At 39.3% G+C, this 14,674-nt stretch carries 15 protein-coding genes and 1 riboswitch; all 15 genes read left to right on the top strand.

What is annotated here, in order from left to right; genetic code table 11:
• The first annotated feature begins 27 nt into the window (after window positions 1–27).
• The 15 genes from FUA48_RS00775 (at window position 28) to tenA (ending at window position 14,634) form a co-directional block, all read left to right on the top strand.
• The gene (locus tag FUA48_RS00775) at window positions 28–1,224 is read left to right on the top strand and encodes a glycoside hydrolase family 130 protein (RefSeq protein WP_240732517.1); all 1,197 of its coding nucleotides are present in this window, start codon (window positions 28–30) and stop codon (window positions 1,222–1,224) included.
• Window positions 1,224–2,396 (top strand): AGE family epimerase/isomerase, encoded by a 1,173-nt coding sequence (locus FUA48_RS00770; RefSeq protein WP_147581663.1) that lies wholly within the window; start codon window positions 1,224–1,226, stop codon window positions 2,394–2,396. The genes FUA48_RS00775 and FUA48_RS00770 overlap by 1 nt, the downstream gene beginning before the upstream one ends.
• 140 nt (window positions 2,397–2,536) lie before the next feature.
• Window positions 2,537–3,763, top strand: a complete 1,227-nt coding sequence (locus tag FUA48_RS00765) for a glycoside hydrolase family 26 protein (RefSeq protein ID WP_147581662.1) — start codon at window positions 2,537–2,539, stop codon at window positions 3,761–3,763.
• A 6-nt stretch (window positions 3,764–3,769) separates the two neighbouring features.
• The gene (gene galK, locus FUA48_RS00760; RefSeq protein WP_147581661.1) at window positions 3,770–4,939 is read left to right on the top strand and encodes a galactokinase; all 1,170 of its coding nucleotides are present in this window, start codon (window positions 3,770–3,772) and stop codon (window positions 4,937–4,939) included.
• The gene (locus tag FUA48_RS00755; RefSeq protein ID WP_147581660.1) at window positions 4,932–5,963 is read left to right on the top strand and encodes a UDP-glucose--hexose-1-phosphate uridylyltransferase; all 1,032 of its coding nucleotides are present in this window, start codon (window positions 4,932–4,934) and stop codon (window positions 5,961–5,963) included. Before galK ends, FUA48_RS00755 begins: the two co-directional genes overlap by 8 nt.
• Before the next feature lie 3 nt (window positions 5,964–5,966).
• Window positions 5,967–7,289, top strand: coding sequence for a glycoside hydrolase 5 family protein (locus FUA48_RS00750; RefSeq protein ID WP_147581659.1), 1,323 nt, complete (start codon window positions 5,967–5,969; stop codon window positions 7,287–7,289).
• A gap of 77 nt (window positions 7,290–7,366) precedes the next feature.
• Window positions 7,367–8,170, top strand: coding sequence for a hypothetical protein (locus FUA48_RS00745; RefSeq protein ID WP_147581658.1), 804 nt, complete (start codon window positions 7,367–7,369; stop codon window positions 8,168–8,170).
• Window positions 8,171–8,230: 60 nt separating this feature from the next.
• Window positions 8,231–8,608 carry a YchJ family protein gene (locus FUA48_RS00740; protein ID WP_147581657.1) on the top strand — a complete coding sequence of 126 codons (378 nt, stop codon included), beginning with the start codon at window positions 8,231–8,233 and terminating at the stop codon, window positions 8,606–8,608.
• 91 nt (window positions 8,609–8,699) lie between these two features.
• Window positions 8,700–9,215 carry a hypothetical protein gene (locus FUA48_RS00735; RefSeq protein WP_147581656.1) on the top strand — a complete coding sequence of 172 codons (516 nt, stop codon included), beginning with the start codon at window positions 8,700–8,702 and terminating at the stop codon, window positions 9,213–9,215.
• A gap of 409 nt (window positions 9,216–9,624) precedes the next feature.
• Window positions 9,625–10,617: a sodium:calcium antiporter gene (locus tag FUA48_RS00730; RefSeq protein WP_147581655.1), complete on the top strand. Its 993-nt coding sequence runs from the start codon at window positions 9,625–9,627 to the stop codon at window positions 10,615–10,617.
• A 63-nt stretch (window positions 10,618–10,680) separates the two neighbouring features.
• Window positions 10,681–11,481 carry a TIGR00266 family protein gene (locus FUA48_RS00725; RefSeq protein ID WP_147581654.1) on the top strand — a complete coding sequence of 267 codons (801 nt, stop codon included), beginning with the start codon at window positions 10,681–10,683 and terminating at the stop codon, window positions 11,479–11,481.
• A gap of 92 nt (window positions 11,482–11,573) precedes the next feature.
• Window positions 11,574–11,666: riboswitch (TPP riboswitch) on the top strand.
• A 66-nt stretch (window positions 11,667–11,732) separates the two neighbouring features.
• Window positions 11,733–12,551 (top strand): hydroxyethylthiazole kinase, encoded by an 819-nt coding sequence (gene thiM, locus FUA48_RS00720; protein WP_147581653.1) that lies wholly within the window; start codon window positions 11,733–11,735, stop codon window positions 12,549–12,551.
• Window positions 12,529–13,161 (top strand): thiamine phosphate synthase, encoded by a 633-nt coding sequence (thiE, locus tag FUA48_RS00715; protein ID WP_147581652.1) that lies wholly within the window; start codon window positions 12,529–12,531, stop codon window positions 13,159–13,161. The genes thiM and thiE overlap by 23 nt, the downstream gene beginning before the upstream one ends.
• Window positions 13,158–13,994, top strand: coding sequence for a bifunctional hydroxymethylpyrimidine kinase/phosphomethylpyrimidine kinase (gene thiD, locus FUA48_RS00710; protein ID WP_147581651.1), 837 nt, complete (start codon window positions 13,158–13,160; stop codon window positions 13,992–13,994). The genes thiE and thiD overlap by 4 nt, the downstream gene beginning before the upstream one ends.
• Window positions 13,981–14,634 carry a thiaminase II gene (gene tenA / locus FUA48_RS00705; protein WP_147581650.1) on the top strand — a complete coding sequence of 218 codons (654 nt, stop codon included), beginning with the start codon at window positions 13,981–13,983 and terminating at the stop codon, window positions 14,632–14,634. The genes thiD and tenA overlap by 14 nt, the downstream gene beginning before the upstream one ends.
• Window positions 14,635–14,674 lie beyond the last annotated feature (40 nt).

Genomic DNA, 14,674 nt, shown 5'->3' with positions numbered 1-14,674 from the left:
AAACCTGAATTTAATATAAATTAATATATGGCTAGCGAGATGATTACAAACAACCAGGTTAGAATACCTAACTATGAAACCCTGGTTAAAAAGCATCAGGAACTGATTGAAAGAAAGAATACTCCGGTTGAAGAGACCAATGGTATTTATTCAAGATATAAAAACCCGGTGGTTACTGCAGCACATACTCCTATAGAGTGGAGGTATGACCTTAATGCGGCGACCAATCCTTACGGTATGGAGCGTATTGGCATGAATGCTGCCTTTAATGCCGGAGCTATGAAATGGAAAGGTAAGTATGTGCTTGCTGTTCGTACTGAAGGTGTAGACAGAAAGTCGTTTTTTGCTATAGCAGAGAGCCCTAACGGGGTGGACAACTTTAAGTTTTGGGAAAAACCATGCGTTATTCCTCAGTTAGAAAATCATGATACAAATGTGTATGATATGAGGCTTGTGGAGCACGAAGACGGATGGGTATATGGTATTTTTTGTACCGAAAGAAAAGACCCTAATGCTCCAAAAGGAGATACCAGTGCTGCAGTTGCCAATGCAGGTATTGTAAGGACTAAAGACCTTATAAACTGGGAAAGATTACCAGACCTTGTTTCAAATACGGGACAGCAACGTAATGTTGTACTTCACCCTGAGTTTGTAAACGGAAAGTATGCCTTATATACACGTCCGCAGGATGGTTTTATTGACGTGGGAAGCGGAGGCGGAATAGGTCTTGGTTTTGTGGATGATATGACGAATCCTGTTGTTCAGGATGAAAGGATTATTTGCGGTAAGGTATATCATACAATTTATGAGCTTAAAAACGGTCTTGGTCCTGCACCGATAAAAACGAGTAAAGGATGGCTGCATATGGCTCATGGTGTTCGTAATACGGCAGCCGGACTTCGCTATACATTATATCTATTCATGACCGATCTTAATGATATTTCTAAGGTAACCCATCAGCCGGCAGGTCATTTTATGGGGCCAGAGGGAGAGGAAAGAGTTGGCGATGTATCTAATGTACTGTTTTCTAACGGATGGATTGCAGAAGAGGACGGTACTGTTTATATTTACTATGCTTCTTCTGATACGCGTATGCATGTTGCCGTATCTACTGTAGATAAACTGGTAGATTATGTAATGAATACACCGGAAGATACTTTTACATCTGCAGGATCGGTAAATACAATAATCAGACAGGTAGAGAATAATAAAAAGTTTCTGTAATGGATTTAAAATCGCAAATGCGTGATGAGCTGCTTTCAATTCTTGACTATTGGACTAAAAATACAATAGACAATAAGAATGGCGGTTTCATCGGGACGATTGACCATAACGAGATAAAACACTATAACGACCCAAAAGGATCAGTACTAAATGCCCGTATTTTATGGGCATTTTCTGCATCCTATCCAATTACCAAAAATGAGCAGCATCTAAAAATTGCTGAACGGGCTTTTGATTATATAGCCCAATACTTTTATGACAGGGAGCATGGTGGTATTTTTTGGAGCCTTAACAGCGATGGTACTCCAAACGATACCAAAAACCAGATTTATGCCTTAGCATTTACTATATATGGGCTGTCTGAATTTTATGCTGCATCTGGAAATACTCAGGCTCTGGAAATGGCTGTAGCTCTTTATAAAAAAATAGAAGAGTATAGTTTTGACCCTGTGCATAAAGGTTATTTTGAAGCCTTTACAAGAGACTGGCAGCCTATTGATGATCTTCGCCTAAGTGATAAGGATGCTAACGAGAAGAAGACCATGAATACGCATCTTCATATAGTAGAGGCTTATGCTAACCTTTACAGAGTTTGGAAAGATGAAGATCTTAAAAGTACAACCAGGGAATTACTTATAACTATTGATAAGTATTTTATTGATACAGATAGTAAACATCTTAGGTTGTTCTTTAATGAAGAATGGGTAGAAAAAGAAGATGTTGTTTCTTATGGTCATGATATTGAAGCTGCCTGGCTATTGCAATGGTGTGCCGAGGCAATTGATGATGAAAACCTTACTGCTGTTTATAAAAAGCACGCTATAATATTAACCGAAGGTACGCTGGAAGGATTAGATAATGATGGTGGATTGTGGTATGAGTTTGATGCACACAAAAACCAAATGATTAAGGAAAAGCACTGGTGGCCACAATCGGAATTATGGATTGGCTTTGTAAATGCATGGCAGCTTACCGGAGATAAAAAATATATTGACTTAACCCAAAAGAACTGGAAATTTGTTCAGCAGCATATATTGGATAAAGAAAATGGTGAGTGGGTATGGGGTGTAAATAAAGATTACTCGCTTATAGAAAAAGACAAGGCAGGTTTTTGGAAATGTCCTTACCACAACTCAAGAGCATGTATTGAGCTTATAAAAAGGTTACCCTGATTGAAGGAATAGTATACCTTTTTGACAAAAAACAAGTAGTTCGAAAACGTTTGAAAGCTTAATTTTCAAAAATATAACACACTACAAAAACAGTTGCTTTTTAACTGCAAAAAAGCAACTGTTTTCTAAACGAAACTACTATGAAACTTACTTATAGATTAATACCGGTAACGGTATTTTTTACATGCCTTATATTTATTGCCTGTTCTGATGATGATAAGCAAAATGTTACAGAAGAGCCAATTGTTCAGCCCCAAGAAGAACTTACTGTAGAGAATGTCCGTAGCTTTATGACAGATCCCAATGCAACTGATGAAACGGTAGCATTGTTTTATAATCTTTATAATTTATCTAAAACCAAATTTCTTGTTGGTCAGCAGGATGCCTATACCGGTTTTTATAATGACGATATGGGCGATTCTGATATGAAGAAAGCCACTGGAAGTGATCCGGCATTGCTTGGCTCAGACTTTATGTTTATTACAGATGACCAGAATAACGAACAGCCCGAAAACTGGTTTTATCAGCAGGAAATATTAATAACAGATAATGTTAAGCAGGCATATAGCAAAGGAATGGTCAATATTTTTTGCTGGCACTTTAGGGAACCCTTTGAAGGGGAGAGCTTCTATACCAGCGATCTGACCGATTTTCAAAAATATAATGCACTACCGAGTATACTTCCGGGAGGTAGCAATCATGATTATTATAAACAAAAGCTGGATAAGGTTGCCGATGTTCTTGCGAACCTTAAAGATAACAACAATAAACTTATACCTGTTATTTTCAGGCCGTTTCATGAGTTTGATGGTAACTGGTTCTGGTGGGGGAGTGCTTATTGTACACCTGCTCAATATCAGGAAATTTGGAGGTTTACCGTTGAGTATTTAAGGGATGTAAAGCAGGTACATAATGTTCTTTATGCCTTTTCGCCTGATAACTCTTACACAACCAGCACACAATACTTAAGCCGTTACCCCGGAGATAACTATATTGATGTATTAGGGATGGATAATTATGGCGATTTTAATAATCAGGGAGCATCGGGTGTTGCGACAGCTAATAACAAACTCAAAATGGTTTCTGATTTGGCAATTTCCAAACATAAAATTGCAGCTCTTACAGAAACCGGATATCAAATAAATTCACTAAGTAGTCCTGTTGACCATTTCTTTTCTGATTATATTTACAGCGCATTGACTTATAGCGATGTCGAAGTTGCTTTTGTAATGTTTTGGGCAAATTCGCAAAATGGGTATTATGTTCCGCCTTCAGGGCAGCAGGATACTCAGGATTTTGTAACTTTTGCCAATAAAACGGAAAGTGTATTACAAAACAATATTCCGGATATGTATAATCTACCATAACAATAAATGGATATAAAAGTTAAACAAGAGGTTCCGGCATCACTGGAACCGTACATTCAACAGGGCAGTATAGTATCTTTTGCTCCGGGAAGGATTAATTTATTGGGCGAACATACCGATTATAATAACGGTTTTGTTATGCCGGCATCTATTGATAAAAGGATGTATTTTGTTTTAAATCCCAGAACAGATAATACAATACATCTTCATAGCCTTGATATGAATCAGGAATTTTCCGTTGAAGTGGAAAACCTGGCTAAAACGAACGAGAAAACCTGGGTTAACTATATACTGGGAGTAGTGGATGGCTTTATTAATAAAGGATATAGTGTAAACGGATTTGATGCCGTATTTACCGGAAATATACCTATAGGTGCCGGAGTATCATCTTCAGCTGCTTTAGAGTGTGCTGTGGCTGTAGCCGTAAATAAATATACCAAAGCAGGACTGGATAATAGCGAACTTGCTTTGGTTGCTCAAAAGGCAGAGCATAAATATGCAGGGGTAAAGTGTGGTATAATGGATCAGTTTGCCAGCATTTTTGGCAAGGGAGATACCCTTATAAAATTGGATTGCCGCACACTGCAATATGAGTATAAACCATTAAAACTGGAAGGAGCCAGCCTTTTACTTTTTGATAGTGATGTAAAACATTCCCTTGCTTCATCAGAATATAATGTGAGAAGGCAGCAGTGTGAGGAGGGTGTTGCAATGGTAAAAAAATATGTGCCATTGGTAGACAGTCTTCGTGACATTTCGCTGGAAATGCTGGACAACTATGTTTACCCTAATGATAAGACAGTATACAACCGCTGCCGTTATGTGGTGGAAGAAAATCAGCGTGTGCAGCAGGTTGCGGCATTCTTAGAAGCCGGTAACCTTAAGGCAGTAGGGCAAAAAATGTTTGAAACACACGAGGGGTTAAGGTCATTGTATGAAGTGAGTTGTGAAGAGCTTGACTTTTTGGTTACTGCCGTAAGGGATAACGAAGATGTTTTAGGGGCAAGGCTTATGGGCGGTGGCTTTGGCGGCTGTACCATTAACCTTGTAAAAAATGAGGCTGTTAACGATGTTATCAGTAAAGTAAGTGAAAGCTATTACAAACAATATAAAAAAGAGCTTAAAGTATACCCTGTAAGCATAGGGGATGGCGCTACTGTAATAAAAAATGGATAAGAATTTAAACGAATATCCGCACAGGAGGTATAACCCGTTAACTGGAGAGTGGGTTTTGGTATCCCCTCACAGGAGTAAGCGTCCGTGGCAGGGGCAGGTAGAAAAGCATTCTGTAGATACAAGGCCTCAGTATGATCCGGGGTGTTATTTATGTCCGGGTAATTCACGCTCAGGTGGAGAGCAGAATCCGCAGTATAAAGATGTCTATGTCTTTACGAACGACTTTTCGGCTCTTTTAAAAGATTCTCCTGATTTTGATATTGAAGAGGGTGATATTTTCAGGGCAGAATCAGAAAAAGGTATTTGCAGGGTAATATGTTTTTCACCCGACCATAGCCTTACCGTTCCGCAAATGGAGGTGGCAGATATAAGAAAAGTGGTAGACCTGTGGATAGAAGAATATCAGACACTGGGTAGTGATCCTGAAATTAACTACGTACAGATATTTGAGAATAAAGGAGAGATAATGGGATGCAGTAACCCGCACCCGCACGGCCAGATATGGGCTTCTCAAAAACTTCCTGTGGAACCGTTTAAAAAACAACGTTCACAAAAGGAATATTTTGAAAAGCATAATAATTCACTCCTTTCAGACTATCTGCAAAAGGAAATAAATAAGAATGAGCGTTTAATTTTTGAAAACGATCATTTTGCGGCAGTTGTTCCGTTTTGGGCAACATGGCCTTATGAAGCAATGATAATCCCTAAACGTGCTATGGCAAGAATAACCGATATGAGCGATGAAGAAAAAACAGGTCTTGCCGATGCTTATAAAAGGTTAACCATGATTTATGATAGGGTGTTTGATGTATCCTTCCCATATTCGGCGGGTATTCATCAGGCGCCAACCGATGATGAGCAACATAATGAATGGCACTGGCACATGGTGTTTTATCCGCCATTACTGCGTTCGGCAACCGTTAAAAAATTCATGGTAGGATATGAAATGCTCGCTACCCCTCAAAGGGATATAACACCTGAGTCGGCAGCACAATTGCTTAAAGACATTAACCAAACCATATAAATTATGAACAGAATTTTGGCAGGCCTACTTGCCCTACCTTTATTTTTCTCCTGCGGGGGTAAAAAAGAAAAAACGGATGAGGTTGCTTCAGTGAATGAAACTACAACACCCGAAAGAATAACTGTTAAAGGCAACGAACTCTATAAAGGAGATAAACCGTATCATTATGTAGGTACGAACTATTGGTATGGAGTGCTTTTGGCAGCTAAAGAGGGAGGTAACAGGGATCGCCTGGCAAAGGAACTGGACATAATGAAAGAGCATGGTATTGATAACCTGCGTATTTTGGTTGGGGCCGAAGCCGGTACTCAGGATTTTACCGTAAATCCTGCATTACAGCCTGAACAGGGTAAATATGATAATAATCTGCTTGACGGTCTGGATTATTTACTGGACGAGATGGCCAAGCGCGATATGCATGCCGTATTGTATCTTACCAATAACTGGGAATGGAGCGGAGGTATGGCACAATACCTTGAGTGGAATGGTAAGGGAGATTTTCCTAACCCTAATTTACCACCACATACATGGCCGGAGTTTATGGAGTACACTAAACAGTTTCATAGCTGTGAGCCCTGTATGGAGGCCTTTAAAAACCATATAAAGTTCATATTGGGAAGAATCAATGCTTACAATAATAAAAAGTATACAGAAGATAATACCATTATGGCATGGCAGGTAGCTAATGAACCAAGGGTGTTTACGGCTGATAATGAAGAGAAGTTTACTAAATGGCTTAATGATGTGGTTGATCTTATTGATGAGCTGGATCCTTACCATTTAATATGTACGGGATCTGAAGGCAAAGCAGGCTCGGCAGATGATATAGCCATCTATGAGCGTACCCATAATAATCCTAAGATTGATTATTTAACTATGCATATATGGCCTAAAAACTGGGGATGGTTTAAGCATGAAAATGCAAAAGAAACCCTTCCGGTTAGTATTGCCAGTGCACAACAATATATTAACGACCATATTGCTGTGGCACAAAAACTAAACAAACCTATCGTGCTAGAGGAGTTTGGTTTACCACGTGAAGGAGAGAGCCTGGATAAAAAATCGTCTGTAGCAAACAGGGATGCATTTTACAAATCCATTTTTGAGAGACTGGAGCAAAGTAAACAGCATAACGAAGCTTTTGCAGGTCTTAACTTTTGGGGCTTTGGGGGAATAGCAAATAATAACCCTGAAAATGGTAAATGGAATAAAGGAGACGATTTTACAACCGATCCGCCACAGGAGCCACAGGGGCTTAATTCGGTTTTTGCCACCGATACAACAACACTTAATATGATTAAGCAATACAATAAGTTATTAAAATAAGGAAAAGGGCTTTTGGCCCTTTTTTTCTTGTATTGGTTTTAGATAAAGCTATATTTGCGCCAAATTAAAAACACACCATGAAAAAAGTAACATTATTTTTAGCAGCTTTTCTTATAGCAGGAGCTGTAAAGGCACAGGATTCGGTAACACTTGATATGCAATTATTACCAAATAAAAAATATGATCAGGTGTCTGCTCAAAATATGCAAATAGAAATGGCATATGGAGGAGAATCTAAAAAGATGGATATGTCAATATCTATGAAAGGGAGTATTCAAACTGATAAAGCTGACAAGGGCATGATACCTGTAACTATGAATATGCTGATGTCTATGGGTATGAAAATGGAAGGTATGCCGGATAATGTCACTAACAATAAGATGGATATATATGGCAGGGTAAAACAAGGAGAATTTGTTCCTGTTTTTGATTCCATTATAGCAGAGGATATGCCATCTACAGCTAAACAGGCTGCTATGGATATGGTAAAAGAAATGCTTACAAAGGTTTCTTATCCTAAGAAAACACTTAAAATAGGAGAAACTTTTGTTCAGGACGTTCCTGTGAATATGCCTTTAGGGGGAGGAGCCATGAAAATGAATAATGTGGTTACCTATAAGCTTACAAGAATTGAAGGCAAAAAAGCTTATTTTGATGTGATACATGATATTTCTATGGATGGAGATCTTGAAGAAGGTATGAATATGAAAGGTTCAGGAAAAGGAAAAGGTGAAATGGTTTATGATATCGATACTAAATATCCTGTTGTATACAATGCTGATATGGATATGGTAATGGATATGGAGCAGGCAGGGATGGCTATAAGTATGAAAATGAATACTAAAATAACTCAGGCTACAACAGTAAGTAAAGGCAAATAATAAAGAATATAGAAAAGGGCTTTGGCCCTTTTTTTATTTTTGCAGAATAATATAAAAAAGATGTCTTCATTAAATTGTTATTGTGGTTCGGGGAAACCGTTTTCAAACTGCTGCGAACCTTATATTACAGGAAAAGAAAAAGCTCCTACAGCCGAAGCACTTATGCGTTCGCGTTACTCTGCTTATGCCGTTTGTAATGCCGATTATTTATGGCTAACCACAGCTCCTAAAGAAAGAAGGCATCATAGTAAAACCGCTATACTGGAGTGGGCAAAAAGCAATCAGTGGATAAAACTGGAAGTACTTAAGGCAACAGAGACAACAGTTGAATTTAAGGCATATTATATAGATTATAATCTGGAAGCACAAATTCATCATGAAAACTCACGTTTTATAAATCAGGGAGGTAACTGGTATTATTTGGACGGAGAGTATTAATCCCATTTGTCGGTTTTTTTAAACTGTTTATCAGATATTTGAGGAATTTTATATCTAAAGTTTTAACTTTAAGATATAAAGCACTCAGGTTATGGACCCCACACCTCAAATAATCAGAATTGCGCAACGTTACCTCACCTTAAAAAAGCTTAATCCGGGAGCTATAGACGGTATTGCAGGTAAGAAAACCTATGCCGCGCTCGATAAGCTTAACGAACTGCCTAAAAGCTGGAAAGCTGAAAGGAAACTGGTAGGGGCAATACAGTTGTATGAACAGGAGCAGGGATTTGATCCCGGGCCTGTAGACGGTTTATGGGGGCAGCGTACACAAGCTGCTTTTGATCAGTTAACATACATGCTTTTATACGGGCAACAGCCCGAACCATGGCGTCCCGAAGACAGAGAACCGGTTAACCCAAATAACTGGCCAATACAAACCCAGGCAGCTTTAGAGGCTTTTTACGGAATAGCAAAACCTATAGGGAATAAAAACCTTGTAACCTTCAATATACCTTATCCTATGTTATTAGCATGGGATACTTCTAAGGAAATCACCAAAATAACGGCGCACATTAAGGTAAAGGATAGTGCTGCGTGTTTTAAATAAAGTTCACGATTATTACGGGTTTACCGAAATAAAAAGACTTAGGCTTAATTATTTTGGAGGATGTTTTAACTACCGTGCCATTAGAGGGGGTAGTTCGCTAAGTACCCATTCATTGGGGTATTGCCCTTGATTTTGATCCTATAAATAACCAACTGCAATGGGGTAGGGATAAGGCAACTTTTGCCCGTCCTGAGTACAATAAATGGTGGGAGTTTTGGGAAGAGGAAGGCTGGGTTAGCCTGGGACGTGAACGAAACTACGACTGGATGCATGTTCAGGCAGCAAAATTGTTTTCATAAATTGTGTTTAAGTGTATAGTTACTAGTTAGTAAGGGGCGAAAGCCCCTTTTCTTTTACTTCTTAAGGATGTTTTACTAAATTTACCAAAACCAATTAAACTTCCCTTTTAATGTATATAGCTGGATTTCTTGTTTGTGCGATAATTATATTTTTTGCAGGTAAAAAACTTTCTTTCTACGGCGACTTGCTTGCCGATATGACAGGGATGGGTAAAGCCTTTATAGGCCTCATACTCATGTCTACCGTAACGTCGTTGCCGGAACTGATGGTAGGGATTAGTTCGGTTTCTATTGTACAGTCGGCCGACCTGGCAATGGGCGATATTTTAGGTAGCTGTGCGCTTAACCTTAGCATATTGTCTCTAATGGATGTTTTTACTAAAAAGGATAAGCCCCTGTTTTCGCAGGTATCGAAAAGCCATATACTGGCTGCGGCTTTTGGTATAATATTATTGGCACTCACTGGCCTAGGGTTGTTTTTTGACAGGGATATAGTACTTAGCCATACACTGGGTATAACAAGTATAGGCTTTGGTATAATATACTTTATGTCGGTACGTACAATCTTTAAATACCAGAAATCAATTCCTGTAGATGCCACAGTAACAGAGGAAAATCATACAGAAGGATACACTTTAAGAGGGGTTATACTGAGATACTCGGCTTTTGCCTTGGTTATTATTGTTGTGGCATTGGCACTGCCCTTTTTTGCAGAACACATTGCTGAGCAAACTGGATTAGGCAAATCATTTGTAGGCACATTGTTTTTAGCAGTTTCTACCTCGTTGCCAGAGATTGCCGTTTCATTGGCTGCAGTACGCATGGGCTCGCCCGATATGGCTGTAGGTAACCTGTTGGGTAGTAATATATTTAATATCTTTATTCTGTTCATAGATGATATTCTTTATACAAAAGGATTATTACTAAAAGATGCCAGCGACATTAATGTAATGACTGTTTTTATGGTAGTTGTAATGACAGCCGTTGCTGTAATCGGTTTTATTTTTCCTTATCAAAGGAAGAGAATATTCCTTGCTTGGGACACCCTGGTCATCTTCCTTTTATATGTTGTGAATCTCGTCTTCTTGTATAATATGGGATAAAAGCGTAACATTTTTCAGGATTTTACAACTAATAGACAATCAAATCAAAAAACAATAAAGAAAATGACAGCACACGAAATTGATTACCATATTTATGGTGAGGAAATGCAATATGTAGAAATAGAGCTTGATCCGCAGGAAGCCGTAGTGGCAGAGGCAGGAAGCTTTATGATGATGGATACTGGTATACACATGGATACCATTTTTGGAGACGGTTCTAACCAAACGCAGGGCGTTATGGGTAAACTGTTTTCGGCCGGTAAAAGGTTACTTACCGGGGAAAGCCTGTTTATGACAGTATTCCTTAACCAGTATCACGGAAAGCGTAAAGTAAGTTTTGCTTCGCCTTACCCGGGTAAAATAGTACCAATAGACCTTACTAAATACGGCGGACGCTTTATCTGTCAAAGGGATGCTTTCCTTTGTGCGGCAAAAGGGGTGTCGGTAGGTATTGAGTTTTCAAGAAAATTAGGCAGGGGCCTTTTTGGTGGCGAGGGCTTTATTATGCAAAAGCTGGAAGGTGATGGTATGGCGTTTGTTCATGCCGGAGGTACTTTGGCACGTAAAGAACTACAGGCAGGCGAAGTACTTAAAGTAGATACAGGTTGTATTGTAGGCTTTACTAAAGATGTAAATTATGATATTGAGTTTGTAGGAGGTATAAAAAATACCATTTTTGGAGGTGAAGGGTTGTTTTATGCAACACTTCGTGGTCCCGGAGTAGTTTATATACAGTCATTACCATTTAGCAGGCTTGCCGGAAGGATTTATGCAGCAGCACCTCAGGGAGGCGGGCAGCAAAGAGGAGAAGGCAGTATTCTTGGCGGACTGGGTAACCTGCTTGACGGAGATAACAGATTTTAATATTTATAAATACACTAAAAAGGGAGCTGTAAGCTCTCTTTTTTATTTTAACATGTTTCTTTTTACCTGATAAATAACATTACTTATATTTGAGCTGGCTTTAGGGGTATTCTGAAAAGAATTGAGAGAGTCCCTTTGAACCTGATACGGTTTATACCGACGTAGGGAAAAGCATTGCTTATTCATTTATCTTCCATTTTTTTACGGGAGACTCTATAGCCATATTTATTTCATCATTAAAAAACTTAAATATGAGAGAGTCCCTTTGGAAGTCTGTCCTGTCTGTAAGACAAAATTCCCCTTTAGTACATAATATTACGAACTATGTGGTAATGAACAACACGGCAAATGCGCTTTTGGCTGTAGGAGCATCACCTATTATGGCACATGCTCATCCTGAAATCGAGGAGATGGTAAGTATTTGTGGCGTTACGGTTATCAACATCGGTACGCTTGACGAATACTGGATAGAAAGCATGTATAAGGCAGCGGCAAAAGCACAGGAGTTGGGTAAACCCTGGATACTCGATCCGGTTGGAGCTGGGGCAAGTAACCTTCGCAATACTACAGTTGCACAACTTTTAAAATATAAGCCTACAGTAATCAGAGGCAATGCATCAGAGATTATGGCATTAGCCAATGCCGGAGGGAAAACCAAAGGAGTAGATAGCCTTCATCAAAGTACAGAAGCCATAGATGCTGCCAAATGGTTAAATGAAAATACCGGGACAGTAGTTTGTATATCTGGAGCTACGGATGTGGTTATCTTCGGAAATCAAAAAATACTTATTGATAACGGTCACGTAATGATGACAAAAGTAACAGGACTTGGCTGTACCGCTACATCTTTAATAGGTGCTTTTGTTGCCGGTCAGCCTGAAAATGCTTTTGAAGCGACTGCTGCTGCAATGGCACTATTGGGTGTTGCAGGTGAAATAGCCACAGCACAGTCCAACGGACCGGGAAGCCTCCAAATGAACCTTCTGGACAAACTGTACAATATAACCGAAGAGGAATTTAATAAACACATAAAAGTCAGTCAGGAAAATGGAAAGACAGTTTCCATATAAGCTTTATCTGGTTATAAGTGAAGAGGCTTGTTGTGGCAGGGATATGCTTTGGGTGGCAGAGCAGGCTGTTAAAGGCGGGGTCGATTTGGTACAGATACGGGAAAAGAATAAAAACTATTCAGATTTTCTGGAAAGTAGCTTAATGATGAAAGAAATGCTGGACAGCTATTCCGTACCACTTATCGTAAATGATAATCCTGTAGTGGCGGTTAATTGTAATGCTTATGGTATTCATGTAGGGAATTCGGACATACCGCCTTCCGAGATTAAAAAGAAGTGGCCCGGCTGTAACATGATAGGCTATTCGGTAGAATATATGGAACAACTTTCAGGAACTGAAATTGAATTTTCAAATTACTTAGGTGTAAGCCCTGTATTCAGTACGCCAACCAAAACTGATACCGTAACCGAATGGGGGCTTAAAGGTGTTGAGCAGATAAGGACTCTTACTGATAAGCCACTTGTGGCAATAGGCGGCATAAATCAATTTAATGCAAAACAGGTGATTCATGCCGGAGCCGATTGCCTTGCCGTGGTGTCTGCCATATGTGCAGCAGAAAATCCTGTAAAAGCAGCCGAAACACTTAGAAATTTAATAGAAACAGCATGAAAAAGAAATATACATACCCAACTGTATTAACCATTGCAGGTACCGATCCAAGTGGTGGTGCCGGTATTCAGGCTGACCTGAAAACATTTTCTGCGCTTGGTTGCTACGGTATGTCGGTTATTACTGCATTAGTAGCTCAAAACACAACTGGAGTAAGAGCCATACATAATGTCCCGGCAGAATTTGTACAGCAACAATTAGACGCTGTTATGGAGGATATTCGTCCGGATGCTATTAAGATAGGGATGGTACATACACCACAGCTCGTTGAGGTTATTGTAAATACTCTTAAACGATATCCTGATATCCCGGTAGTGTTTGATCCTGTTATGGTGGCTACAAGTGGTGATAAACTTATTGAAGATGCCACTATTGAGGTTATAGTGTCAAAGCTTTTTCCACTTGTTACACTGATTACCCCAAATATGGATGAGGCTTCGTTACTGGCCAATATGACTATTAAAACTGTTGTCCAAATGCAACATGCAGGAGAAGTAATTGCCCAAACTGGTTGTAAGACTTTGCTAATGAAAGGAGGACACCTGAAAACGGAACAGCTTACTTCAATTCTTATGAATAAAAACGGGGTAATGAATACCTATGTTTCCGATAAGGTTGAGACCAACAATGTTCACGGTTCTGGATGTACATTATCATCGGCTATTGCTTCCTATCTGGCAAGGGGAGAAGAATTGCGGGATGCGGTTGCTTTGGCTCAGCAATATATTAACGGGGCTATTTATTACGGTAGTGATGTACTTATAGGTAAAGGTAATGGACCTTTAAATCATTTTTATAACCCTCAAACCATGATAAAAAATGAAATGGAGTGAAAAAACATGGCAGGAAATACTGCCTGTATATAACGATATTACACAGATGCCTTTTATTACCGAACTGGCAAACGGGACACTGGATATAGAGAAGTTTAAATACTATATGCAGCAGGATGCACATTACCTGGAATACTTTGCACGAACGCTTGCCGTTATTAGTGCTAAAGCCCAAAGTGTGGACACTATGTTAGATTTTATCCGTTTTTCGGAAGGTGCAATAGTGGTAGAAAGGGCATTGCACGATTCTTACTTCAAGCAGTTCAATGTAGGGGAAAGGGTGCCTATGTCGCCTACATGCCATCACTATGTGCATTATATGCAAAGCACGGTATACATGCAGCAGGTTGAGGTAGGTATGGCAGCAGTATTACCTTGTTTTTGGATTTATAAAAAGGTAGGAGATTATATACTGCAAATACAAACAAAGGAAAACAATCCGTATGCCGACTGGATAAATACTTACGGAGGAGAGGAGTTCGGTCAGTTGGTTGAAAAAGCTATTACACTTTGTGATGAAGCAGCCGATAGTTGTACTGAAGCACAGAGAAAACAAATGACTGCTGCATTTGTTGATGCCAGCCGTTTGGAATACCTGTTTTGGGATAGTGCCTATGAATTGGAAAAGTGGAAGCGATAGGGGCTTGTTTTTTAGGATTGAGTATATTTGACTGAAATAA

It is taken from the genome of Flavobacterium alkalisoli (assembly GCF_008000935.1).
GTDB lineage: Bacteria > Bacteroidota > Bacteroidia > Flavobacteriales > Flavobacteriaceae > Flavobacterium > Flavobacterium alkalisoli.
The sequence above is the reverse complement of the archived record's forward strand: the minus strand, read 5'-3'. Positions and strand labels throughout refer to the sequence as shown.

Bases quoted from the DNA above. Each gene is read 5' to 3' on its own strand.
- FUA48_RS00735 (WP_147581656.1), top strand. From the start codon at position 8,700: ATGGACCCCACACCTCAAATAATCAGAATTGCGCAACGTTACCTCACC.
- FUA48_RS00765 (WP_147581662.1), top strand. From the start codon at position 2,537: ATGAAACTTACTTATAGATTAATACCGGTAACGGTATTTTTTACATGC.
- FUA48_RS00770 (WP_147581663.1), top strand. From the start codon at position 1,224: ATGGATTTAAAATCGCAAATGCGTGATGAGCTGCTTTCAATTCTTGAC.
- FUA48_RS00775 (WP_240732517.1), top strand. From the start codon at position 28: ATGGCTAGCGAGATGATTACAAACAACCAGGTTAGAATACCTAACTAT.
- galK (WP_147581661.1), top strand. From the start codon at position 3,770: ATGGATATAAAAGTTAAACAAGAGGTTCCGGCATCACTGGAACCGTAC.
- thiM (WP_147581653.1), top strand. From the start codon at position 11,733: ATGAGAGAGTCCCTTTGGAAGTCTGTCCTGTCTGTAAGACAAAATTCC.
- thiE (WP_147581652.1), top strand. From the start codon at position 12,529: ATGGAAAGACAGTTTCCATATAAGCTTTATCTGGTTATAAGTGAAGAG.
- FUA48_RS00750 (WP_147581659.1), top strand. From the start codon at position 5,967: ATGAACAGAATTTTGGCAGGCCTACTTGCCCTACCTTTATTTTTCTCC.
- FUA48_RS00745 (WP_147581658.1), top strand. From the start codon at position 7,367: ATGAAAAAAGTAACATTATTTTTAGCAGCTTTTCTTATAGCAGGAGCT.
- FUA48_RS00740 (WP_147581657.1), top strand. From the start codon at position 8,231: ATGTCTTCATTAAATTGTTATTGTGGTTCGGGGAAACCGTTTTCAAAC.
- thiD (WP_147581651.1), top strand. From the start codon at position 13,158: ATGAAAAAGAAATATACATACCCAACTGTATTAACCATTGCAGGTACC.
- FUA48_RS00725 (WP_147581654.1), top strand. From the start codon at position 10,681: ATGACAGCACACGAAATTGATTACCATATTTATGGTGAGGAAATGCAA.
- tenA (WP_147581650.1), top strand. From the start codon at position 13,981: ATGAAATGGAGTGAAAAAACATGGCAGGAAATACTGCCTGTATATAAC.
- FUA48_RS00755 (WP_147581660.1), top strand. From the start codon at position 4,932: ATGGATAAGAATTTAAACGAATATCCGCACAGGAGGTATAACCCGTTA.
- FUA48_RS00730 (WP_147581655.1), top strand. From the start codon at position 9,625: ATGTATATAGCTGGATTTCTTGTTTGTGCGATAATTATATTTTTTGCA.